The following is a 1,128-nucleotide window of genomic DNA, read 5'->3' as shown; positions in this document are numbered from 1 at the left end:
CTCGTGCAGCGCGCGCCGGGTGGCTCGGCCGAGCGCGGCGACCCCCAGCGGGGCGACCGCCCGGGCCGGCGCGTCCGGACGCAACGTGACCGCGTCGGCCAACGCGGTGGCCCGCTCGACGTGCTGCGCCACGAAGTCGTCCCGGGCCGCCTCGGTGAAGCCGCCCGGACCGACCGTGGTGCCGGTCGCGACCAGGTCGGGGCCGCCCAGGCCGCTGGTGACGCTGGCCGCCGGGCTCGCCCACCGGGCCAGCGCGGCGTGCCGTTCGGCCAACTCCGCCTTGCTGACCCCGGCGTACGCGGCCTCCCGCATCAGCGGGGTGGCGAAGGCGTACCCGGTGCGCGTGCGGTGCAGCATGCGGCGTTGCAGCAGTTCCTCCACGGCCCGGTCCAGTTCGAGCGCGACCACGGCGGCGGGTCGACCGTCGCGCCCGGCCCGCTGGTCGCGCAACGCCTGCAACGCACCGTCGGGCACCGTGTCGCCGACCACCGCCGCGTCCCGCAGCACCGAGCGGGCCTCGGCGGGCAGCGCGTCGATCCGGGCCGCGAGCACGGCCGCCAGGTCACGGGAGAGCAGCCGGCTGCCGAGCGAACCGGGGGCCAGCCGCCAGTCGTTGCGCGCCCCGGCGGTCAGCGCGCCGCGCTCCATCAGCAGGGTGATCAGCTCGGCCAGATAGAACGGGTTGCCCTGGGCGGTGGCGAGCAGCCGGTCGGCGTCGGCCTGCGGCAGCCGCCCGCCGCCGAGGTAGCTGGTGAGCAGGCGGGACGCGTCGGCACCGCGCAGCGGCGGCAACGGCTGCACCTCGGCGTCCGCGACCCGGGCCAGGGTGCCCGCGGTACGCACCAGTTCCGGCCGCCCGAGCAGCAGCACCAGGACCGGCCCGTCGAGCCGGGACAGGGTGATCTCCAGCGCGCCGATGGTCTCCGCGGTGGCGTCGTGCAGGTCGTCCACCACCACCATCAGCGGCGCCTCCTCGGCGAGCGCGCTCAGCAGGGCGGCCACCGCGTTCGGCACCGCCTCGGCGTCGGGTGGCGGTTGCGCGGCGGTCCACTCGCTCTGGTCGGTGTGCGCGGCGGCGGGCAGCTCGGCGTACCCGAGCAGGGCCAGCACTGTCTCGTATACCCATCT

At 77.0% G+C, this 1,128-nt stretch carries 1 pseudogene; it reads right to left on the bottom strand.

The features are described from left to right. Positions 1-1,128 (bottom strand): annotated as a pseudogene (locus EYA84_RS32120) (adenylate/guanylate cyclase domain-containing protein); the annotation flags it as partial.

Origin of the sequence: Verrucosispora sp. SN26_14.1 (assembly GCF_004307965.1) — a bacterium.
Classification (GTDB): Bacteria; Actinomycetota; Actinomycetes; order Mycobacteriales; family Micromonosporaceae; genus Micromonospora.
This window is presented reverse-complemented; position numbering and strand designations above follow the sequence as displayed.